Annotated in this window: 16 protein-coding genes; 2 read left to right on the forward strand and 14 right to left on the reverse strand. The window is 69.0% G+C overall.

The window, feature by feature from the left end; genetic code table 11:
* Window positions 1-62: 62 nt before the first annotated feature.
* From NBG84_RS32290 to NBG84_RS32315, 6 genes are all read right to left on the reverse strand, one after another.
* Window positions 63-362, reverse strand: coding sequence for a hypothetical protein (locus NBG84_RS32290; protein WP_250923236.1), 300 nt, complete (start codon window positions 360-362; stop codon window positions 63-65).
* A gap of 278 nt (window positions 363-640) precedes the next feature.
* A complete protein-coding gene (locus tag NBG84_RS32295; protein ID WP_250923237.1) occupies window positions 641-1,846 on the reverse strand; it encodes a UDP-N-acetylglucosamine--N-acetylmuramyl-(pentapeptide) pyrophosphoryl-undecaprenol N-acetylglucosamine transferase in 1,206 nt (401 codons plus the stop codon).
* 93 nt (window positions 1,847-1,939) lie between these two features.
* Window positions 1,940-3,385 carry an aldehyde dehydrogenase family protein gene (locus NBG84_RS32300; RefSeq protein WP_250923238.1) on the reverse strand — a complete coding sequence of 482 codons (1,446 nt, stop codon included), beginning with the start codon at window positions 3,383-3,385 and terminating at the stop codon, window positions 1,940-1,942.
* Between the two features lie 166 nt (window positions 3,386-3,551).
* Entirely contained in the window at window positions 3,552-4,547 is a 996-nt protein-coding gene (locus NBG84_RS32305) for an EamA family transporter (RefSeq protein ID WP_250923239.1), read from the reverse strand.
* A gap of 213 nt (window positions 4,548-4,760) precedes the next feature.
* Window positions 4,761-6,323 (reverse strand): PucR family transcriptional regulator, encoded by a 1,563-nt coding sequence (locus tag NBG84_RS32310; RefSeq protein ID WP_250923240.1) that lies wholly within the window; start codon window positions 6,321-6,323, stop codon window positions 4,761-4,763.
* 209 nt (window positions 6,324-6,532) lie between these two features.
* Window positions 6,533-8,686, reverse strand: coding sequence for a type IV secretory system conjugative DNA transfer family protein (locus NBG84_RS32315; RefSeq protein ID WP_250923241.1), 2,154 nt, complete (start codon window positions 8,684-8,686; stop codon window positions 6,533-6,535).
* 907 nt (window positions 8,687-9,593) lie between these two features.
* Here NBG84_RS32315 and gabT point away from each other — a divergent pair.
* Together gabT and NBG84_RS41245 are read left to right on the forward strand one after the other, a co-directional pair.
* The gene (gene gabT, locus NBG84_RS32320; RefSeq protein WP_250923242.1) at window positions 9,594-10,928 is read left to right on the forward strand and encodes a 4-aminobutyrate--2-oxoglutarate transaminase; all 1,335 of its coding nucleotides are present in this window, start codon (window positions 9,594-9,596) and stop codon (window positions 10,926-10,928) included.
* Window positions 10,929-11,421: 493 nt separating this feature from the next.
* The gene (locus tag NBG84_RS41245; protein WP_308312141.1) at window positions 11,422-11,919 is read left to right on the forward strand and encodes a phosphatase PAP2 family protein; all 498 of its coding nucleotides are present in this window, start codon (window positions 11,422-11,424) and stop codon (window positions 11,917-11,919) included.
* Here NBG84_RS41245 and NBG84_RS32330 read toward each other — a convergent pair.
* From NBG84_RS32330 to NBG84_RS32365, 8 genes are all read right to left on the reverse strand, one after another.
* A complete protein-coding gene (locus NBG84_RS32330) occupies window positions 11,855-13,654 on the reverse strand; it encodes a chitinase (RefSeq protein ID WP_250923244.1) in 1,800 nt (599 codons plus the stop codon). The genes NBG84_RS41245 and NBG84_RS32330 overlap by 65 nt on opposite strands.
* A 97-nt stretch (window positions 13,655-13,751) precedes the next feature.
* On the reverse strand, window positions 13,752-14,213 hold the full coding sequence (locus NBG84_RS32335; protein ID WP_250923245.1) for a hypothetical protein: 462 nt from the start codon (window positions 14,211-14,213) through the stop codon (window positions 13,752-13,754).
* Between the two features lie 384 nt (window positions 14,214-14,597).
* Window positions 14,598-16,010, reverse strand: coding sequence for an NAD(P)/FAD-dependent oxidoreductase (locus NBG84_RS32340; protein WP_250923246.1), 1,413 nt, complete (start codon window positions 16,008-16,010; stop codon window positions 14,598-14,600).
* A 36-nt stretch (window positions 16,011-16,046) separates the two neighbouring features.
* Window positions 16,047-16,844, reverse strand: coding sequence for an ABC transporter permease (locus tag NBG84_RS32345; protein ID WP_250923247.1), 798 nt, complete (start codon window positions 16,842-16,844; stop codon window positions 16,047-16,049).
* Window positions 16,844-17,767 carry an ABC transporter permease gene (locus tag NBG84_RS32350; RefSeq protein WP_250923248.1) on the reverse strand — a complete coding sequence of 308 codons (924 nt, stop codon included), beginning with the start codon at window positions 17,765-17,767 and terminating at the stop codon, window positions 16,844-16,846. Before NBG84_RS32350 ends, NBG84_RS32345 begins: the two co-directional genes overlap by 1 nt.
* A complete protein-coding gene (locus tag NBG84_RS32355; RefSeq protein WP_250923249.1) occupies window positions 17,764-18,918 on the reverse strand; it encodes an ABC transporter ATP-binding protein in 1,155 nt (384 codons plus the stop codon). The genes NBG84_RS32350 and NBG84_RS32355 overlap by 4 nt, the downstream gene beginning before the upstream one ends.
* Window positions 18,919-18,993: 75 nt before the next feature.
* Window positions 18,994-20,250: a polyamine ABC transporter substrate-binding protein gene (locus NBG84_RS32360; protein ID WP_250923250.1), complete on the reverse strand. Its 1,257-nt coding sequence runs from the start codon at window positions 20,248-20,250 to the stop codon at window positions 18,994-18,996.
* A gap of 56 nt (window positions 20,251-20,306) precedes the next feature.
* Window positions 20,307-21,818 (reverse strand): gamma-aminobutyraldehyde dehydrogenase, encoded by a 1,512-nt coding sequence (locus NBG84_RS32365; RefSeq protein ID WP_250923251.1) that lies wholly within the window; start codon window positions 21,816-21,818, stop codon window positions 20,307-20,309.
* Window positions 21,819-22,055: the final 237 nt, after the last annotated feature.

The following is a 22,055-nucleotide window of genomic DNA, read 5'->3' on the forward strand; positions in this document are numbered from 1 at the left end:
ACTGCCGTCCAGGTAAATGGAGTACGCCTACGCCAAGGGGGTGTACGCCACGAGATAGCGGCTCATCCCGCGCTCCGGTACTCGTCGTCATCGAGATCCTCGGCGAAGGTGACGCCCGACAGGTCTCCGGACCGAATCCGTTCCACCAGGGCCCGCTCAGCGTCGTCGTGCTCGGTGGGAATGTTCATCGCCCAGCGGACCAACACCGTGCGTAGCTCGTCAGCCGCTGCGTTCTCGATCTCAGCCGTGAACGCAGCGCGCTCCTCCTCTGGCAGTGCTTCCCGGACGCCGCGAATCGTGGCAGGCAGCCGCACGGTCCCGGCCGTCATATACATCGCCAAGTGATGACCTGTATGGGCCATTTGATTCCCTTCCGCAGATACGGGCCCCACTCCCGGTCATCGTAGGAGGACGGCACTCAGGACATGTGGTCCCACCAGCCGGCGCGTGGGGCCAACCGAGGGCGTGGGGAGCGCGTCGGGCACTCCCGCGTTCGGAGTGAGTGGGACCTCGACCGTACTGTCGAGTTTCGCCGGGAACGAGCACCTGCCCGTTGCTCGATCCTCAGCGTCCAGGCAGAGGTACGTCTGGGCGACGGACTGATGGCCCGTTCACGACGTAGCGCGCTTCGGGCAAGGGCCTATCGGCCTGCCCGTCCAGGCCCAGTGGGATGGCCGGATGCGGCGGACAAGATCACGTCCACCAGCCTGTCCGCCGCATCCGGCCGTCCGTGTGCCCGGGCCCGCTCCGCCATGGCGACACGCCGCACGGGGTCCGTCAGGAGCGGACCGGCCGCTGCGCGCAAGCTGTCGGCTGTGACCTCACCCAGCAGAGCAACGGCCGCGCCGCTCTCCTCCAGGTGCCGGGCGTTGTGCGCCTGCTCGTTCCCGGCCGAGGAGGCAAGCGGGATGAACACCGCGGGCTTGCCAAGGGCGGTCAGCTCCGCCAGCGTGCCCGCCCCGCTTCGCGAGATCACGACGTCTGCCAGCGCCAGGACGTCAGGAAGCTCCGGGCCGACGAACCCGGTCAGGTGGTACCGGCGGGACAACGCGGGGGAAAGTGCGGCGGCCTGCTTCCGCAGGCTTTCGACATGTGCCGGCCCGCACTGGTGGATCACGTTCGCACGCTCCAACAGCCAGGGGAGCGCATCCCGCACAACATCGTTGATCTGCTGAGACCCTTGGGCGCCCCCAGTGACGTACACCGTTGGCACGTTCCGGTCGAAGCCGCGCAGCTCCAGCGTCTCGATCGCTTTGCTCGCGTGCCCGGCCAGTACCTCGGGGCGAATCGGATTGCCCGTCACCACCGCCATCTCCCGTACCGACTCGGGCAGGAGCGGCAGAGACGACTCGGACGAGAGGGCGATGTACGTCGCCGAGCCGGAGAGTTTCCGGTTGGCCAGGCCCAGGCGCACGGTCTGCTCGTGCAACACCAGCGGGCGGCGGCACATACGGGCAGCCAGACCGGCGGGAACAGCGACATACCCGCCGGTGGCGAGTACGACATCCGGCTGGAAGCCAGCGATGATCCTCCGGGCCTGAGCCACACCGAGCGGCACGCGCGCCATGTCCCGCACATTCGCCGGCGACACCAATTTGAGCGGATTCGCCGAACGGCGGATCTTGCCCGTCGCGACCGTGACGAACGCGACGCCCTCGGCCGGGGCAACTCGTGCCTCCAGGCCGTCCTGCGTACCGATCCACAGCGCGTCCAACGCTCGGCCGTTCGCCGCGAGTCGGGCCTGTAGCGTCCGGATCGCAGTCAAGGCCGGATAAGTGTGGCCGCCGGTCCCTCCCCCAGTGACGATCAGGCGGAAGGCACTTGAGGGATGGGAAGCGCTGTTCACCCCCCGCACATTACTGGCGGGCGCGCATAGAGGAAAACGGCCGGAGCCCCCGCACAGTGTGGGCTCCGGCCGTTGGTTTGTACTCGCGGGAAACTACAGGGCGAGGCCCGTCAGGACCAGTACCCGCTCATAGGTGTAGTCGTCCATCGCGTAGGCGACTCCCTCGCGGCCCACGCCGGACTGCTTGGCTCCGCCGTACGGCATCTGGTCGGCGCGGTAGGACGGGACATCGCCGACGATCACGCCGCCGACCTCCAGCGCGCGGTGGGCGCGGAAGGCGGTCTGGACGTCGTGGGTGAAGACTCCGGCCTGGAGGCCGTACGGGGAGTCGTTGACGGCGGCGAACGCCTCGGCCTCGCCGGTCACCTTGCTGACCGTGAGGACCGGTCCGAAGACCTCCTCGCAGGAGATGGTGGTGTCCGCGGGGACCTCGGCGAGGACGGTGGGGGCGTAGGTGGCGTTGTCGCGCTTGCCGCCGGTGAGGAGTTGGGCGCCCGCCTGTACGGCCTCGTTCACCCAGGACTCGACGCGCTTGGCGGCGTCCTCGTTGACCAGCGGGCCCACGTCGGTGGCGTCGTCGGCGGGGTCGCCGGTGACCTGGGCCTCCACGGCGGCCACGATCTTCGGGAGCAGTCGGTCGTAGACGGAGGCGTCGGCGATCACCCGCTGGACCGAGATGCAGGACTGGCCGCCCTGGTAGTTGGAGAAGGTGGCGATGCGGGTCGCGGCCCAGTCCAGGTCCTGGTCGGACGCCCAGTCCGCGAGGACGACCGCGGCGCCGTTGCCGCCGAGCTCCAGGGTGCAGTGCTTGCGCGGTACCGAGTCCATGATCGCGTAACCGACGGGACCCGAGCCGGTGAAGGAGATCACGGGCAGCCGCTCGTCCTGGACCAGGGCGGGCATCCGGTCGTTCGGGACCGGCAGCACCGACCAGGAGCCGGCCGGCAGCTCGGTCTCCGCGAGCAGTTCGCCGAGGACCAGCGAGGAGATCGGGGTGGCCGGGGCGGGCTTCAGGATGATCGGGGCGCCGACGGCGAGTGCGGGGGCCACCTTGTGGGCGCTCAGGTTCAGCGGGAAGTTGAAGGGCGCGATACCGAGGACGACGCCCTTGGGGATGCGCCGGGTCAGGGCGAGACGTCCGGTGCCGCCGGCGTCGGTGTCCAGGCGCTGGGCCTCGCCGCCGTTGAAGCGGCGGGCCTCCTCTGCGGCGAGCCGGAAGACGGACACGGCCCGGCCGACCTCACCGCGGGCCCACTTGATGGGCTTGCCGTTCTCGGCCGAGATCAGCTGGGCGATCTCCTCGTTGCGCTCGGCGAGACGCTTCGCCACGTGGTCGAGCGCGGTGGCGCGCACATGGGCCGGGGTGGCCGCGAACTCCTCGCGTACGGCGTAGGCGGCGGCGACAGCTTCCTCGACCTGGGCCTCGGTGGGCACCGAGACCCGGCCGACGAGACGACCGTCCCACGAGTTGGTGACATCAAAGGTGGTCTCGCCAGTGGCCGCACGGCCGGCGAGCCAGAAGGCGTGGGTGGAGGTCATGTCCCGGCCCTTCCGAGGTGGAGTGCGTATGAGTGAGGCGGTGCCCGCCCCACGGTAGGGCCGGGAGGCGAATTGTTGGTTTATCCGGGGTGGAGTGATCGTCGAGGGGTTCCTGCCGCTTTGGCGCGTCGGTGAGTGGTACTCCCGGTGCCTGCTGGTGAGGGGGTCAGCCGCGGCGTTCGGTGCTCACGATCAGACAGACGCCTGCCACGACCACCGCACCGCCCACCGCGATCGGCCAGCTCAGCTCCTCCTGGAGAAACAACGACCCCAGCAGCACCGCCACCACCGGATTGACATAGGCGTAGGTCGCCACCAGGGAGAGCGGAGCTCTGTGGAGCAGCCAGGCGTAGGCGGTGAACGCCACCAGCGAGCCGAACACCAGCAGATAGGCCAGGGCGATCCAGGAGCCGGTGGAGACCTCGCTCAGTACGAAGCCCCGCTGCTCGCCCCTGCCGAAACCGACCAGCGCACAGCCGATGCCGCCCGCGAACATCTCGTAGGCGCTCGCGGTGTACGGGTTGGCGGGGATCGGGATGCGGGAGGAGGAGAAGGAGCCCACCGACCAGCAGAGGGTTGCCGCGATCACCACGAGGACGCCCCAGAGCTGTACGTCACCGCTGAGGCCCGGCAGGGTGAGCACGGCCAGGCCCACCAAGCCCAGCAGCACACCGCCGTACGCGCCGATGCCGGGGCGTTCACCGGCCAGCAGACGCAGCAGCACCACCCAGGCCGGTACGACCGCCACCAGGAGCGCTGCCAGGCCGGAGGGGACGGCGGTCTCGGCCAGGACGATCAGACCGTTGCCGCCGAGCAGTAGCAGCAGACCGACCAGGGTGACCGAGGCCAGTTGGGCCCGGGTCAGCCGTAGTGCGGCCAGGCCCTGGCGCCAGGCGACCAGGGCGGCGAGGATCAGGCCCGCGAGGATGAAGCGGGCTCCGGCCGAGAGGAACGGCGGCATGGTCTCGACCACGACGGCGATGCCCAGATAGGTCGAGCCCCAGACGACGTACACAATGGCGAGCGCGGCCCAGACCGCACTGGATATTCGCCGACGGGGGCGAGTCGGCGGCGCGAGTGCCAGACCCTCTACGGGTGCGACGGGTGCGACGGGTGCGGTGGAGTCGGCGGCGGGCAGGCCGGTGTCAGCGCGTTCTCTCATCAGTCCTTCTGAAGTCCCCAGACGGCGGTCCGGGCGACTCCCCTCCGCTGCGTCGACGAGACTTTAGGGAGTACGGCGGCGGCCTGCCAAGGCTTTTGCCCGACTTCGGGCAGTAGGACGGAAGGATCTTCTGCGCTGGTTCAGAGATCTTCTGTGTTGGTTCACTGACCGGGGTTGGTTCACTGTCCGGGTCAGTTCACTGTCCGGGTCAGTTCACTGTCCGGCGGGGCCTGCCGTGGTCTTCAGGGCGAGCCACAGCTCCATCCGCGCATCCGGATCGTCCAGTGAGCGGCCCAGGATCTCCTCCACCCGGCGCATCCGATAGCGCAGGGTGTGACGGTGTACCCCGAGGTCGGCGGCGGCGGCGTCCCACTGGCCGTGGCGTGACAGCCAGGCTCTGAGCGAGGCCACCAGATCGCCCCGGCCCGTCGCGTCGTGCTCGTAGAGCGGGCGCAGCATCCCATCGGCGAAGGCCCGTACGGCGTCGTCGGCGAGCAGCGGAACGACGGAACCGGCCGCCAGGTCTTCGTGCTCGACGAGGGCGCGGCCGCGTCGACGGGCGACGGAGAGTGCCTGTTCGCACTGTTTGTACGCACCGGCGACGGCGATGGGGCCGGTCGGCGCGGAGAGGCCGATCACCACCCCGGCTTCGTCGGCTTCCTGCGGGGCGTACACCGCGAGGCAGTCGGCGACCACCGCTCCTCCGTCGGCGGCCAGCACCGCCAGTCGACCGTCGGTGTCCGGTACCGCGATCAGTGTCTGCCCCGCCCGTGAGGCCGCGGCTTCCAGTGACTCGGCCAGGGCCTGGAGTTGCGGGCCGCCGTCGTCGGCGGGGAAGAGGGGTTCGGCGAGCAGCAGCCGGAAGGGGGCGTCGAGGAGGGTGCCGTAGAGGTCGCCGGCGACGGCCCGGGCATGGTCGGGTTCGCCCGAGAGCAGCATGCTCAGGACGGCGGCGCCCAGGCGTTGTTCGGCCTGCTGGAGCGCGCGGGAGCGTTCGGTGGTGAGGGTGAGCAGGGCGATGGCGGAGTGCACGGCATAGCGTTCGGCGGTGCCGAGTGGGGCGCCGGTGCCGACGGCGAGCGCCCCACGGACCCGGCGCCCGCTGCCCAGCGACTGGAGTTCGACCCGATCGTCGCCGGTGTCGCCGGCGACGGCGCTCGCCGGTGCGGAACGCTCGCGCAGCCGCTCCACATCGCCGGTGAGCCGGGCGGCGCGCCGGGCGGCCCAGTCGGGGGACGCTGCGACGACGGCGCCCGACGCGTCGTAGAGCGCGGCCCAGCCGTGCACATGGGCGGCGAGTCGGGCGATGACGGCGCTCGGGCCGTCGGAGAGCGCGGCCCGGGTCAGTTCACGCTGGACCTCGAATCCGGCGGTGACCGCCCGGTACTGATCGGCGGCGATGGCGGCCGAGACCGCTTTGCTGATGGCGAGGAAGGGGGTGCGGCGGGGTACGGCGAGCAGCGGGAAGCCCTCGTCCTGGGCGGCGTCGAGGAGGGCGTCGGGGATGTCCTCGTAGAAGACGCCGACGGCGAAGCCCAAACCGACGACGCCCGCGGCGGAGAGCCTGCGGACATAGCGGCTCATGGCGTCGCGGTCCTGGGCGTCCAGGGTCATCGCGGTGACGAGCAGTAGCTCGCCGCCTTCGAGATAGGGGACGGGGTCGGCCAGCTCGCTGACATGGGCCCAGCGCACGGGGGTGTCAAGCCGCTCCTCGCCGGCGCGCACGGTGAGCTTGAGCGCCGAGTGTTGGACGAGGGAGGCGAGCGTGGGCGGCATGGCACCTTCAGTACTGGTTCTGCGCGGCTGGTCGGTCGGGAGGGTTCAGATCGGCCGGCGGAATGCGACGTACCCCGGTTTCGCCGACTACGCGGATGCAGCCGATGTCGCCGATTTCGCCGTGCCGTATGAACGACTCTCTTTGATTCTGCCAGCTCGTAGTAGTTCTGGGCGGTCAGGGTGCAGCGCGAACCAGGGGATATCGGTCGTTATGTTCGGAGATCGACCAGCAGGGGTGGGGTGTGCTCACCGCTGATGTTGGTCAGCGAGAGCACCGCATGCCCTGCGGGTACCGCATGGGCGAGATCGGAGGCCGACCAGCGGGCCCGCTCCACCTCCCGGACGGTGATCGCCTCGGCGGTGGTCGCCTTACCGGTGACCAGCCGGCGCATGGCGTGGAGCGCCTTGGTGAGGGGCTCATCGGAGATGATCTGGCGATTGGTGACATCCCGCGTCTGCACCCATTCGGTGCCCCAGGTCTCGGCGAACCGGCCACCGTCCCAGGGAGCGAGGCCGGCGAACGCCATCCGGCAGCCGACCGCGCCGAGCAGCGGGCCGCGCAGCGGCTCGGGGACGTCCGCCAGGGTGCGCAGGGAGAGGACGACGCCGGCGTTGGCGGAGCGCAGCCGCTGGATGGCGCGTACCGAGTCGGCGGTCACCGTGTAGGTCGCGTCGTCGAGGATCAGCGCGGCGAAGAGGGAACGGTCCGAGCGGTTCAGGGCCGCTTCGGTGAACTGGGCGAGCAGCAGGCGCGCGATGATGCGGGAGGCCTCGGCGTGACCGCGTTCGGGAAGATCGATACGGACCCGCAGCGGATGCTCGATGGACCGTAGGGAGAACTGCCGGCTGCTTCCGTCGGTGTGGAAGAACGAGGCGAAAGCCGGCCGGTCCAGGAAGGCGATGCGCTCGGCGAGCAGCACCCCGATGTCATCCGCACGGGCGGACTGGCGGTCGCGGGCGTCGAGCTCCCGCAGTTGGGCGGCGGCGCCGGGGCCGCTCTGAGCCATGAGGGCGGAGCGCAGGGCGTCGAGGGCGGTGGGGGCGCCGCTGAGGAGTTCCCGTAGCTCCGGTATGGCGGGGAAGCGTCCGTGCAGGGCGTGGTAGGGGCCCATCAGCTGGGCCAGGGCGGTGGCCGCGCGTCGGCTGTCGCCGCCGGGGAGGGTGGCGGCGAGATCGCCGACCAGGGCCTCGGCGAGCACCCGGGCGGCCTCGTCAGGGTCGGTGGACCCGCCGTAGAGATCGAGATCGTGGCTGGAGTTCGGTCGGCCAACGGCGATGACCAGGTCAAACGCATCGTCGGGGGCCAGTTGGGCGCCCTGGGCTGTGACGGCGACGACGGCAGCCCGGTTGGCGAGGGCGAGCAGGCCGAGGGATTCGGTGACCGGGCGGATCAGCCGAACGCTCTTGCCGCAGCCGGAGGGGCCCACGGCGAGCAGCGAGGTACCGAGCAGGGACGGATCGAGAGCGACACCGGTGGTGCGGCGAGCGTAGGGGTTGCGGCGGTCGTCGGCCGCGGTGCCGATCCGCACCTGCGCGGTGGCGAGGTCATGGGTGGCCGTACGGGTCGGTAGATCGCGCAGCCCCGACGGGTGGGCGCAGGCGGCCGCGCCCTGGCGGCGCACCGCGTCGGTGAAGGAGGGGAGCAGTTCGGGGCGGCTCTGGACGCCCTGCCAGGCGCGTCGGATGCGTGCGTAGTCCACATCGCCGAGTGCACCGGTCCTGGCGGCCTCGGTGAGGCTGTGGGCGGCGTCGGTGAGGCCGGCCGCGCGTAGGTCGGGCCACTCGGCCAGGTCGGGGCCGGTCTGGGGGGCCTGCTTACGCGGCTGCTTCGAGCGTCGGGCGTAGCGGCGCCAGATCTCCGGCACGCTGCCGATCCGGGCGAAGAACACCAGCAGTCCGCCGCCGACGAGGACGTAGTAGGTGTAGCTGGCGGTGGCCCACAGGGGTGGGTCGGAGCGCCAGGAGTCAGGGGTGAGTACCAGGAGGGGCCAGATCCAGTAGCGGCCGAGATAGCCGTTCCACAGGAGGGACCACAGCAGCCAGCCGGTGAGCAGGGCGATCACCGCGCCGGCGAAGAGCCGGCGGGCCGGCACCTCGTCCGGCTCCTCGTCGGGGCGTGCGCGGTGGCCCAGCCGCCAGACTCCGGGGTCGGCGGCGGGGCGGGGGATGCGCAGCCACTCGGTGATGACGGGGCGGGTCGAGGGGGCGTGGCCGGGGAGTGCGGGGATGCCGGGGGTGTGCAGGGAGGGTGCCGGGGGGTAGCCGGGCGGGGTTGCGGGCACCGGCGGCGGCTGCGGCACGGAGTGAGCGCCCGGCCCCGGGGGCTGTGTGCCCCGTGCGTCGAATGTGCCTTCGGAATCCATTTACCGCTGCCCCCTGACCAGCCAGGCCCGCTCTTTGCACGGTCAATCTAGTGCCCCGGTGGGGGGAGTTCACTGATTCGACCCCGGCCGACTGCCGTCACCGCCTCGGCCATTGGTCGGACCGCGGGGTACGGAGAAGCGGTTCTGGGTCGGAGAACGCTCGGGGAGGACGACAGACGGGGAGGACGACAGACGGGGGCTGGGTCGGCGGCTGGGGAGGACGACGGACGCGAGCAGGGCCAGCGACCAGGGGCTGGGTCGGCGACCAGGGGCACACACCGCACCAGCCCGGCTACGACGACGACCAAAGGACGGCCCGGCGACCAAGAGCCCACACCCCGCGACCTCAGGAACGACGACAACCAAGACCCAGCCCGGCGGCCAGGGGCGGGGGCGCCACACACCCCACCCGGGGGCCGCGCTCGCCCAGGGAGCGAACCCGCGCCCGAGGTGCCGCCACGAGCGCGGAGTGCCGTTCTGGCGTACGGATCGGAGCGAACCCGCGCGCGAGGTGCCGCCTCGGGGCCCCAGCACTCGCGGCGATGGCCGGCAGACGGGTCCCACACCGGCCAGATGGGTCTCGCACCGGCGGTGGGGCCAGCGGCGGTGACACGGGACGACCGGGCGTCCGCACTGGCCCCGCGCACGACCCGCCGGGGGAGCGAGACCCCTTGCCCGAATGCCGTCTCCAGCCGGGCGCCCGCCCAGCGGGCCACCCGGTTACCGGCCGCCCGTGCCATGCTCGGGAGCCTCGTACGGGCCCGGATGGAAGCACCCGGGCGACGGTATGTCCGGTGCGGACAAGGACACGCCCCCAACACTCCCGAACGGCGCATGCCCCCCTGCCTCCCCCGCCCCTAGCCTGCGAGCAAGAGAACGAGCGTCCAAGAACACCCCAGGAGCCCCTATGACCGCCATCCCGCAGGAGCGCCGCGTCGTCACCGCCATTCCCGGACCGAAGTCGGTCGAGCTACAGGCCCGCCGCACCGCGGTGGTCGCCAGTGGTGTGGGTTCGGTGCTGCCCATCTTCACCGCGCGCGCGGGCGGCGGCATCATCGAGGACGTCGACGGCAACCGTCTGATCGACTTCGGCTCGGGCATCGCCGTCACCAGCGTCGGCGCCAGCGCGGAAGCCGTGGTCCGCCGCGCCACCGCACAGCTCGCCGACTTCACCCACACCTGTTTCATGGTCACCCCCTACGAGGGCTATGTCGCCGTCGCCGAGGCGCTGGCCGAGCTCACTCCGGGTGACCACGCCAAGAAGTCCGCCCTCTTCAACTCGGGCGCCGAGGCCGTGGAGAACGCGGTCAAGATCGCGCGTAGCTACACCAAGCGCCAGGCCGTCGTCGTCTTCGACCACGGCTACCACGGCCGCACCAACCTCACCATGGCGCTGACCTCGAAGAACATGCCGTACAAGCAGGGCTTCGGGCCGTTCGCGCCCGAGGTCTACCGGGTGCCGGTGGCCTATGGCTACCGCTGGCCCACCGGCGCCGAGAACGCGGGCGCTGAGGCTTCCGCTCAGGTCATCGACCAGATCAGCAAGCAGATCGGTGCCGAGAACGTCGCCGCGATCATCATTGAGCCGGTGCTGGGCGAGGGCGGCTTCATCGAGCCGGCCAAGGGCTTCCTGCCGGCCATCGCGCAGTTCGCCAAGGACAACGGGATCGTGTTCGTCGCGGACGAGATCCAGTCGGGCTTCTGCCGTACCGGCCAGTGGTTCGCCTGTGAGGACGAGGGGATCGTCCCGGACCTGATCACCACCGCCAAGGGCATCGCGGGCGGTCTGCCGCTGGCCGCGGTGACCGGCCGCGCCGAGATCATGGACGCAGCGCACGCGGGTGGCCTCGGTGGCACCTACGGCGGCAACCCGGTGGCCTGCGCGGGTGCGCTGGGCTCGATCGAGACCATGAAGGAGCTTGACCTCAACGCGAAGGCCAAGCGCATCGAGGAGGTCATGAAGGGCCGCCTCGCCTCGATGCAGGAGAAGTTCGAGATCATCGGCGACATCCGCGGACGTGGCGCGATGATCGCGATCGAGCTGGTCAAGGACCGCGACACCAAGGAGCCGAACCCGGCCGCCACCGCCGCGCTGGCCAAGGCGTGCCACGCCGAAGGCGTGCTGGTGCTGACCTGCGGCACCTACGGCAATGTGCTGCGCTTCCTGCCGCCGCTGGTGATCGGTGAGGACCTGCTCAACGAGGGTCTGGACGTCATCGAGCAGGCGTTCAGCGGGGTCTGAGGCGCCCGGCGGCGGTTTTCGCAACCGGCGTGACCGGCGGTAACGACCCTGGTCTGACCAGCCGGAACGGTCGGACCCTGTGAAGAACATGTGGGGGCCCGATGGTGGCATGGAGATGGCGCTGTCGATCCCCCCTGTCACTGCCGTACGGTTTCTGCAGATGAGAGAAACACCCCGCCCGCAGGGGATTGCGGGCGAGTCCGGTGCGGAGCCTCCCCAGCACCGCACCGGCCGCGCCTTGGCGCACTCCACCGGAGCCCTGGGCTCTGGAACTCCTCACCGATCGGATGGCCGCTCGCCCCAAACCCCCCGGGGCGCGCGGCAGTCCGATCCAGTCGGCTGCCTCGGAACTACCCCCCCTGTTCCGGGGCGGCCGACTTTTCTCCTGTATGCCGTCGGCCTGCTCAGTCTGCTGACGTTTGCGCTGGTCACCTGGCAAGTCGCCGTCGATGGACCTCTCGTTGGCCTGGACGAGCGCATCGAGCGACGGATCGTGGGCCACGGTCCACGGCCGCTGACCGAACTCCTCGCCGATCTGGGCAATCTGACGGTCGCACTCCCCGCGCTGGCCGCCTCCGTCGCGTACACCCTCTGGCGGGAGGGCCGCGGCAGACGGTACGAGGTGCTGGGCGTGGTGCTCGCCATGGCGGTCGTACCCGCGCTGGTGGTCCCGCTCAAGGCCCTGCTGGACCGTCCCGGCCCGCTGACAGCGGCCACCGGCTACTACCCGTCGGGCCATGCGGCGACCGCCCTGGTGGCCTACTGCGGCGCCGCCATCCTCCTCACCCCCTATCCGCGGCGGGCATGGGCGATGCCCGCCGCCCTGGTACTCACCCTGGCGACGGGCATCGGTCTGGTGCTGCGCGGCTACCACTGGCCGTTGGACGTCATCGGCAGTTGGAGCCTGTGTACGGCGCTGCTGGTGATCAGCTCCAGTTGTACGCGTCGAAGTTCCGGGAGAACTGCCACTGGTTGTAGCGGTCCCAGTTGATCGACCAGGTCATCAGACCGCGCAGCGCGGGCCAGGTGCCATGGGTCTGGTACGAGCCGCAGTTGACCTTCTTGGTGAGGCAGTCGAGCGTCTTGTTCACCTCGGCGGGGGCGGTGTGACCGTTGCCCGCCTGGGTGGACGCCGGCATACCGATGGCGACCTGTTCGGGCCGTAGCGGCGGGAAGATGCGCGACTGGTTGCCGGCCACCGGGAAGCCGGTGAGCATCATGTCGGCCATCGCGATGTGGAAGTCCGCGTTGCCCATGGTGTGGTACTGGTTGTCGAGGCCCATGATCGGGCCCGAGTTGTAGTGCTGGACGTGCAGCAGGGTGAGGTCGCTGCGCAGGGCGTGGATCACCGGGAGGTAGGAGCCCGCCCTCGGGTCCTGGCCTCCCCAGGGGCCGGAGCCGTAGAACTGGTAGCCCAGCTGGACGAAGAAGGTCTCCGGGGCCATCGTGAGGACGAAGTTGGCGCCGTACTTCGCCTTGAGGGACTTGACCGCCGCGATCAGATTGGTGACCACGGGTGTGGTCGGGGAGCGGAAGTCCGTGTCACCGGTGTTCAGCGACAGGGAGTGGCCCTCGAAGTCGATGTCGAGCCCGTCGAGCCCGTACTCGTCGATGATCTTCGAGACGGAGGTGACGAACGCGTCCCGGGCTCCGGTGGAGGCGAGCTGGACCTGACCGTTCTGGCCGCCGATGGATATCAGCACCTTCTTGCCCGCCGCCTGCTTGGCCCTGATGGCGGTCTTGAACTCGGCGACCGATTCCACGTTGGGGCACTCGGTCACCGGGCAGAGGCTGAAGCGGATGTCGCCCGAGGTGACCGAGGTCGGTTCACCGAAGGCCAGATTGATGACGTCCCAGGAGTCGGGGACGTCCGCCATCCGGGTGTAGCCGGAGCCGTTGGCGAAGCTGCTGTGCAGATAGCCCACCAGGGCGTGGGCGGGCAGCAGCCCGGTGCCGGGAGTGCCCCCGCTGGTGGTGGTGGCGCTCACCGCCGCGGACTTGGCCGACTCACCGGCGCTGTTGGTGGCCGCGACCTGGAAGCTGTAGGCGGTGGACGGGGTCAGTCCGGTCACCACCGTCGAGGTGCCGGTCACCGGGATGACCCGACTGCCCTGGTAGACGTTGTAGCCGGTGGCGCCGGGTGCCGCGGTCCAGGTCAGCGGTACGGATGTGGAGTCGGGCGACCCCGCGGCGAGTCCCGTGGGGGTGGGTGGGACCACTATCGGATCGCCGCCGGGGCCGAAGACCGAGAGGTCATCGACGTGATAGGCGGAGGTCCCGTACCAACCGTGGGTGTAGACGCTCACCGAGGTGGTCGACGCACCGGTGCGGAAGGTCTGGGTCAGCTTCTGCCAGGTGCTGGCCGACGGGGTCCAGGTGTAGGAATCGGTGGTACCGGTGCCGGAGACACCGAGGTAGGCGTAGCCGCCTTGGACCCACCCGCTGAGGGTGTAGGCGGAGTTGGGCTTGACGTTGATCGTCTGGCTGCACTTGGCGTGGTCATTGCCCACCGGGGTGGCCTTCAGGGCCGAGGTGCCGCCGTGGACCGGCGAGGTCACGGCCGTACCCGTACTCCCTGAGCAGCTCCAGCCGGTCAGGCCCGCCTCGAAACCGCCGTTGACGGCGAGTTCCTGGTCGGCCGCTTGGGCGGTGGTGGCGGTGGCGACGAGCCCACCGAGGGCGAGCACGGCCGCGGTCAGAGCGGCCGCGAGTCTGGTGCGATTCACAACTACCTCCGGTACATGGGGGGTTGGGAGGCTGAGTCGCGCACAATTTGGTCCAGACCAATAAGGTTGTCAAGGGTTCTCACAGACACCACGACACTCACTCGTCCTCATGGCGGGCCAGAACGGCCGCCGCCTCGTGCATCGCGAGCTCCAGCAGCATCGGATCGGTGAGGTTCCCCGAGCCGTCGGGCGCGATCAACCAGCGATTGCCTCCCCCGCTGGCCCGAGCGGGGTGGGGGACCACGATCCAGGCACCCTGACCCGCGCCGCGGATTCCCGTGCCGAGCCACCGGCCGGCCGTGCCCGGCGGGACGAAGAAGCCCATCCGGGCGTCGCCGAAGTCGACCAGAACCGGCCCCGGCCGACCCACCAGCCGATTGAGCACATCAAGGGTGGGATAGCCGAGTCGGCTCGGCAGGATCAACACATCCCAACGCCTGCCGGCGGGGAGCAGGGCAATCCGGAAGGGGTTGCGCTCCCACTCCCACCGGCACTCATCCGGGTCCGGCGCCACCGACGCCAACCACTCCACTGCCGCTTTGGCCCCCGAGACAGTCATCGCCCGGTCTCCGTCCTTCGATCCATGTATGCGAAAAATCGCCTGCACACGGAGAGAGCGGGTTGGGCTCCGGCTATGACGCGGGTTTGCTACTCGTTAGTAGTGAACTGGGCCACGCCGCGGTTGACGACCGCGCGGCGCCGTCACAGCACAGCCCCAGTAGCGGGAAAGGACCTGGCAGGAGGGCTTTCAGAGGCCAGAACCGAAGCTCAGCAACCGGCGCCAGAGAGGTCGGAATCATAGATTCCCTAGACCTTGGGCCGGGTCCGCGTCATGACCTGTCGAACAGCACGCCAAGTACCGCTATTTCGTACGAATGCGAGCCGGGACCCGCCCCCACTTCAAGGGCAGGTCCCGGAACGTGCGGTGGGCTGTTCGGACGCGTCAGCTGTCGAACCCGAGGCCCAGTCGGTCCATTGTCTTCAGCCAGACGTTGCGCCGGCCTCCGTTGGCGTCCGCCTTGGCCATCGACCACTTGGTGATACCGATGCCCGCCCAGGCCACCGGCTCGGGCGGGAACGGCAGCGGCTTGCTCCGCACCATCTCCAGTTCGGTGCGCTCAGTGCGCTCCCCCGCCAGCAGATCGAGCATCACGTCCGCGCCGAACCGGGTCGCTCCCACGCCCAGGCCCGTATAGCCCGCGGCGTAGGCGACCCGGCCGGAGTGTGCCGTACCGAAGAAGGCCGAGAAACGGGAGCAGGTGTCGATGGCACCGCCCCAGGCATGGCTGAAGCGAACCCCCTCCAGCTGCGGGAAGTAGCGGAAGAAGTGCTCGGCGAGCTTGAGATAGGTCTCGGGGCGATGGTCGAGCTCGGCGCTGATCCGGCCGCCGAACGGATAGATCGCGTCATAGCCGCCCCAGAGGATGCGGTGGTCGGCGGTGATCCGGAAGTAGTGGAACTGGTTGGCGACATCGCCGAGGCCCTGACGTCCGTCCCAGCCGATCTCAGCGAGTTGGGCGGGGCTGAGCGGCTCGGTCATCAGCGCGTAGTCATAGACCGGCACCGTGTACGGGCGGACCCGCTTGACCAGGGAGGGGAAGACATTGGTACCGAGGGCGACCCGGCCGGCGAAGACCCTGCCGTACGCGGTGCGGACGCCCATGCCCGCACCGACCGTCGCGATCTCAAGCCCGGCGGTGTTCTCGTAGATCCTCACCCCGAGGTCGAGGCAGGCGCGCTTGAGACCCCAGGCGAGTTTGGCGGGGTGGAGCATGGCGGTGCCGCGCTTGTCCCACAGCCCGCCCAGGAAGATCGGGGAGTTCACCTCGGCGCGGACGGCGTCCTGGTCGAGGAGGGTGAGCCCCTCGATCCCGAGCCGCCCGGTCTCCTCGTGCATCTCGGCGAGCTCGGCCACCTGGTACGGCTCGGTGGCGATGTCGATGCTGCCGGTGCGCTCGAAGTCGCAGTCGATGGAGTAGCGGGCGACGGCTTCCTCGATTCCGTCGAGGTTGCGGGCGCCCATGTCCTCCAGTTGGTCGATCTCCCCTGGCCAGCGGGCGAGCCCATTGCCCAGGCCATGGGTGAGGGACGCGGCGCAGAAGCCGCCGTTGCGGCCGGAGGCGGCCCAGCCCACCTCGCGGCCTTCGATCAGTACGACATCGGTGGCCGGATCGCGCTCCTTGGCTAGCAGCGCGGTCCACAGACCGCTGTAGCCACCGCCGACGACCAGGAGATCGCAGCGCTCGTCACCGGTGAGCGCGGGCAGCGGTACCGGCTTGTCGGGGTCGTCCAGCCAGTAGGAGAGGGGCTGGACGTCGGACAGGGATGAGGCAAAGGTCATGGCAGCTGGGGCCATGGTTTCCACTCCTTCGAGAGCCCGCGGGCGCGGGCCTTACTTGGATTGTGCGCTGTGCTTTCGCCGGCTGCTGATCAGCTGGGCGACGACCACGATCAGTACGGCGATGATGAACATGGCCGTACCAATGACATTGATCTGAACAGGTGTACCGCGCTGTGCCGAGCCCCACACGAACATGGGGAAGGTGACGGTACTGCCCGAGTTGAAATTGGTGATGATGAAATCGTCGAAGGAGAGCGCGAAGGCGAGCATCGCGCCCGCGGCGATACCCGGAGCGGCGATCGGCAGGGTGACCCGGAGGAAGGTCTGTACCGGTCCCGCGTAGAGATCGCGCGCCGCCTCTTCGAGTCGCGGGTCCATGGAGAGGACCCGTGCCTTGACGGCCACCACCACAAAGCTGAGACAGAACATGGTGTGGGCGATGAGGATGGTCCAGAAGCCCAGTTGGGCACCGAGGTTCAGGAAGAGCGTCAGCAGGGACGCGGCCATCACCACCTCGGGCATGGCCATGGGCAGGAAGATCAGCGAGTTGATCGCGCCGCGCGCCTTGAAGCGGTAGCGGACCAGGGCGAAGGCGATCATCGCGCCGAGGACGGTGGCCCCGATGGTGGCGAAGAAGGCGATCTGGAGGGAGAGGACGAGCGAGCCGCACATATCGGCGACACCGCAGGGGTCCTGCCACGCCTCGGTGGAGAACTCCTGCCAGGAGTAGTTGAACTTCCCGGCCGGATTGTTGAACGAGAACACCATCACGACGATGTTCGGCAGGATCAGATACGCGAGCGTCAAGAGGCCCGCGAAGACGACGATATTGCGTCGGAGCCAGCGCATCAGACCAGGTCCTCCGTTCCGGCCCGGCGAATGTAGATCGTGACCACGATCAGCACGACCGCCATGAGGATGAATGACAGCGCGGCCGCGGTCGGATAGTCGAGCACCCGCAGGAACTGCGACTGAATGACATTGCCGACCATCTTGGTGTCGGTGGAGCCGAGCAGTTCGGCGTTGATGTAGTCACCGCTGGCCGGGATGAAGGTCAGCAGGGTCCCCGAGACCACACCCGGCATGGAGAGCGGGAGGGTCACCTTGCGGAAGGTGGTCGACGGCTTGGCGTAGAGGTCGCCCGCGGCCTCATGGAGCCGGGAGTCCATCCGTTCCAGCGAGGTGTAGAGCGGAAGGATCATGAAGGGGAGGAAGTTGTACGTCAGACCGGTGACGACCGCGAGCGGGGTGGCGAGCACCCGGCTGCCGTCGGTCATCCCCAGCAGATTGGTGATGTCGAGGAAGCCGACGGTGTCGAGGACGTCCACCACCGGGCCGCTGTCCGAAAGGATCGTCTTCCAGGCCAGGGTGCGGATCAGGAAGCTGGTGAAGAACGGCGCGATGACCAGCACCAGCAGCAGATTGCGCCAGCGGCCTGCCTTGAACGCGATCAGATAGGCCAGCGGATAGCCGAGCAGCAGACACAGCACGGTGGCGGTGCCCGCGTAGAGCACGGAACGCACGAAGTGCGGCCAGTACTCGGTCAGCGCGTCCCAGTAGGTCTGGAAGTGCCAGGTGACCTTGAAGCCCTCTTCGAGGGAGCCGGTCTGTACCGAGGTGGACGCCTGGTAGACCAGCGGCAGTGCGAAGAAGACCACCAGCCAGAGGATGCCGGGGAGCAGCAGCCAGTACGGCACGAGTTTGCGGCGCAGTGAACGCTTGTGGACCACGCCGGGTTCGGCCGCGGGAGCGGCGGTGGCGGTCGCCGTCATGAGGCCGACTCCCCCACCGTCTCCACGCCCGCGTCGATGTCCTGTGCGGCATCGAGCCCGAAGGTGTGCTCCGGGTTCCAGTGCAGTACCACCCGCGCGCCGGGCACCAGCCGGACGTCCCGCTCGATGTTCTGGACGTACACCTCAAGGTCCGGGCAGACCGGGCTGTCGATGACGAACTGGGTGGAGACGCCGATGAAGCTGGAGGCGGTGATGGTGCCGGTGAGGCGGTTGCGGCCGTCGGTGATCTGGGCCGCCTCATCGGCGTGCAGCAGGGATATCTTCTCCGGCCGTACGCCCACCAGGATCTTGCCCCCGGTGGTGGGTGCGGTGGCGCAGCGGTCGGCGGGCAGCCGCAGGGTGGCGTCGGCGGCGGAGACAACGACCTTGCCAGCGCTGGTGGAGACGACTTCGGCCTCGATCAGGTTGGAGGTGCCGAGGAAGTTGGCGACGAAGGTGGTGTGCGGATTCTCGTAGAGCTCCGCGGGCGCGCCGAGTTGTTCCACCCGTCCGCCGTTCATCACCGCGACCGTGTCGGCCATGGTCATGGCCTCTTCCTGGTCATGGGTGACATGGACGAAGGTGATGCCGACCTCGGTCTGGATGCGCTTGAGTTCCAGCTGCATCTGGCGGCGCAGCTTGAGGTCGAGGGCGCCCAGCGGCTCATCGAGCAGCAGCACCTGGGGATGGTTGATGAGCGCTCGGGCCACGGCCACTCGCTGCTGTTGGCCACCGGAGAGCTGGTGCGGTTTGCGCTGGGCGAAGTCACCGAGCTCCACGAGGTCCAGCATCTCGCCGACCTGCTTCTTCACCGACTTGATGCCTCGGCGGCGCAGACCGAAGGCGACGTTCTCGTAGATCGTGAGATGCGGGAAGAGCGCATAGCTCTGGAAGACCGTGTTCACCGGCCGCTTGTACGGCGGTAGGCCGGTGACATCGCGGTCGCCGAGGAAGACGGTGCCGGTGGTGGGGTCCTCCAGCCCGGCGATCATCCGCAGGGTGGTGGTCTTCCCGCAGCCGGAGGCTCCGAGCAGGGCGAAGAACGAGCCCTGCGGGACGGTGAGGTCCAGGGGGTGCACTGCTTGGAAGGAGCCGTAGTTCTTGCTGATCCCGGAGAGGCGGACATCTCCGCCCGCTTGTGTGTCAGTCATCGGTCGCGTTCCCAGGGGTTGCGGAGATACGGGGATGGGGGCGCAGGGTGGCGGGGCGCATGGGCCGGGGCGGGCTCAAGCGCCGATGAGCTTGGCGAACTTCTCCTCGTACGCCTTCTCTTCCTTGGCGGTGAGGGAGCGGAAGGAGTTGGACTTGGCGGCCATGGCCTTGTCCGGGATGATCAGCGTGTTGTTGGCCAAGGCGGGGTCGATCTTCGCCAGTTCCGGGAGTACGCCCTCGACCGGGCAGACGTAGTTGATGTAGGCGGCGAGCCGCGCGGCGACCGGGGGCTCGTAGTAGTAGTCGATGAGCCGGGTCGCGTTCTTCTGGTGGCGGGCCTGGGCCGGGACCAGCAGGTTGTCGCTGGAGGTGATGTAGCCGGCGGCGGGGATCGCGTACTTGATGTCGGGGTTGCCTGCTTGCAGCTGGATGACGTCGCCTGCCCAGGCCAGACAGGCCGCGAGGTCGCCCTTGTCCAGGTCCGAGGTGTAGTCGTTGCCGGTGAAGCGGCGGATCTGCTTCTTGTCGACGCCCTTCTGGAGCCGGCCGATGGCGGCGTCGTAGTCGGCGTCGGTGAAGTCGCCCGGGTCCTTGCCGATGTCCAGCAGGGTCATGCCGACGGTGTCGCGCATCTCGGTCAGGAAGCCGACCCGGCCCTTGAGGCTGGGGTCGTCGAGGAGCTGGGTGACGGAGTCGACCTTCTTGCCGCCGGTCGCCTTGCTGTTGTAGGCGATGACGGTGGAGATACCGGTCCAGGGGTACGAGTAGGCCCGGCCGGGGTCCCAGTCGGGGCTGCGGAACTGCGGCGAGAGATTGGCGAACGCGTTCGGTAGCAGCGATGCGTCGAGCTTCTGCGCCCAGCCGAGGCGGATCATGCGGCCAGCGAGCCAGTCGGTGACGCTGATCAGGTCGCGGCCGGTGTCCTGGCCCGCCGCGAGCTGGGGCTGGATCTTGCCGAAGAACTCGACGTTGTCGTTGATGTCCTCGGTGTACTTGACCTTGATGCCGGTGCGTTTGGTGAACTCGGTCAGCGTGGGACGGCTCTTCTCGTCCTCGCTGATGTCCATGTACTCGGTCCAGTTGGAGAAGCTGAGGGTCTTCTCCTGGTCGGAGCGGTCGTCGGACGACTGCGCTCCGCCTTCGCGTTTGGCAGGCGGGATGCCACAGCCGGTCAGGGCGGCCAGGCCACCGACGGAGAGGGCACCGACGCCGCTCGCGCGCAGAACCGAACGGCGGGTCAGCGCGCCCCGGCCGTTGGTGAGTGTGCGCTGTATCGCCGCGACCTGTGCCCTGGACAGGTCGTACAAACCCTCGGACTCGTTTCGGTCCATCAAACTGCGCCCTTTCGGGATGGGGGCCGCCCCTCGCGGGGAGGGGCGGCGGCTGGCTATCTGTCCCCGAAGATCGTGCGGTGCCAGTCCTTCCTGGCCACCGCGGTGTTGTCGTACATCACATGCTTGACCTGCGTGTATTCATCGAAGGAGTACACCGACATGTCCTTGCCGTATCCCGATGCCTTGGTGCCTCCGTGCGGCATCTCGCTGATGATCGGGATGTGGTCGTTCACCCAGACACAGCCCGCCTTGATCTCACGGGTGGCCCGGCCCGCACGGAAGACGTCGCGCGTCCACGCGGAGGCGGCGAGGCCGTACGGGGTGTCGTTGGCGAGCGCGATGCCCTCGTCGTCCGAGTCGAAGGGCAGGATCACGAGGACAGGGCCGAAGATCTCGGACTGGACGACCTCGCTGTCCTGGGCGGCGCCCGCGATCAGGGTCGGAAGGTAGAACGCGCCCTCGGGGTGGTTCTTCGGTACGGCACCGCCGGTGACGACGGTGGCGTAGGCGCGGGCCCGCTCCACAAAGGCGGCGACCCGGTCGCGGTGGGTGTGCGAGACCAGCGGGCCGAGGTCGGTGGAGGGGTCGAAGGGGTCACCGACGCGGACCCCGGCCATCACATCGGCGATGCCCGCGGTCAGCTGGTCGTAGAGCGGGCGCTGGACGTAGACGCGGGTGGCCGCGGTGCAGTCCTGGCCCGAGTTGATCAGCGCTCCGGCGACCGCGCCCTGGATGGCGGCCTCGGGGTCGGCGTCATCGAACACGACGAAGGGGGCCTTGCCGCCCAGTTCGAGGTGGAGGCGCTTCACGGTGGAGGTGGCGATCTCGGCGACCCGCTTGCCCACGGCCGTCGAGCCGGTGAAGGAGGTCATGGCGACATCGGGATGCCCCACGAGGTGCTCACCCGCACCCAGGCCGGCGCCGGAGATGATGTTGATGACGCCGTCGGGGATACCGGCCTCGGTCGCCGCCTGGGCGAACATCAACGAGGTCAGCGGGGTGATCTCGGCGGGCTTGAGAACGATGGTGTTACCAGCGGCGATGGCCGGAAGGATCTTCCAGGCAGCCATCTGGAGGGGGTAGTTCCAAGGGGCGATGGAACCGACGACGCCGATGGCCTCGCGCCGTACGTAGGAGGTGTGGTCGGCGCTGTACTCACCGGCCGACTGCCCCTGGAGGTGGCGGGCCGCACCCGCGAAGAAGGCCGTGTTGTCCACGGTGCCGGGGACGTCGAACTCGGTGCTGAGCTTGATCGGCTTCCCGCACTGGAGGGATTCGGTCCGGGCGAAGTCATCGGCCTGGGCGGCGAGCACGGACGCGAAGCTGTGCAGCGCGTCGGAACGCTCACCGGGGGTCGCGCCGGCCCACTGGGGGAATGCCTCGCGCGCGGCACCGACGGCCGCGTCGACGTCGGCGTCACCCGCGAGCTCATAGCCGAGGACGGTCTCACCGGTGGCCGGGTTGACGATGTTCTGGGTACGTCCCGAGGTGCCGGGCCGTAGCCGCCCGCCGATGTACTGCGCGCCGTCCGCGAAACGGTCCTGCATCTGGTCGCGGTTGCCCATGACGGTCTCCGTAGCCCCAGTTCGATTGTCATCGCACTGGAGGTCGACTGGTTGGTGCCTGGCTCTTGCCGAGGCGGTGTCTGAATCGTGCCTGAAAGATGTCTGAATGTCGTGGGCCAAGAACGCCTGGATTTTGACGCCCGACGTTGTTGTCCCAGCCTGATGGGAGTGCCGATCCTGACAGAGCACCGATGACCCAACAAGTGATTCCGTTGTTGCCTTTTGGTTACGCGACGG

Source organism: Streptomyces albipurpureus, assembly GCF_023701525.1.
Classification (GTDB): Bacteria; Actinomycetota; Actinomycetes; order Streptomycetales; family Streptomycetaceae; genus Streptomyces; species Streptomyces albipurpureus.